Annotated in this window: 2 tRNA genes; both read left to right on the forward strand. The window is 39.4% G+C overall.

Features of this window, described 5'->3' with window-relative positions:
- Positions 1–105: 105 nt before the first annotated feature.
- A tRNA-Ile gene (locus HUS61_RS21240) sits at positions 106–182 on the forward strand.
- Positions 183–224: 42 nt separating this feature from the next.
- Positions 225–300 (forward strand) — tRNA-Ala (locus tag HUS61_RS21245).
- Positions 301–464 lie beyond the last annotated feature (164 nt).

Genomic DNA, 464 nt, shown 5'->3' on the forward strand with positions numbered 1-464 from the left:
GGGGAACCTGGGGCTGGATCACCTCCTTATACGATTTAGAACTTATTTGTTCGTAGTGTCCACACAGATGATTGTTAATTGTAAAGAGAACAACACTTATTGTTTGGGTCTGTAGCTCAGTTGGTTAGAGCGCACCCCTGATAAGGGTGAGGTCGGTAGTTCAAATCTACTCAGACCCACCACTTCTTTGAAGTGGCAAATAAACAGTAAGTACCAGCATATGTGGGGCTATAGCTCAGCTGGGAGAGCGCCTGCCTTGCACGCAGGAGGTCAGCAGTTCGATCCTGCTTAGCTCCACCACTTTTACTCCTTAAAAATAAACATTCTTAATCAGGTAATAAACTGCTTGAGAATAGAGTGTGTTTAATTTTGAGAAGTTTATTCTCTTGCTCTTTAAAAATTTGGAAAGCTGATATTAAAATTCTTATAGATAATTGTATCTATAAAGAGTTTTCAAAAGTAAA

Origin of the sequence: Pseudoalteromonas sp. 0802 (assembly GCF_013350085.1) — a bacterium.
Taxonomy (GTDB): Bacteria; Pseudomonadota; Gammaproteobacteria; order Enterobacterales; family Alteromonadaceae; genus Pseudoalteromonas.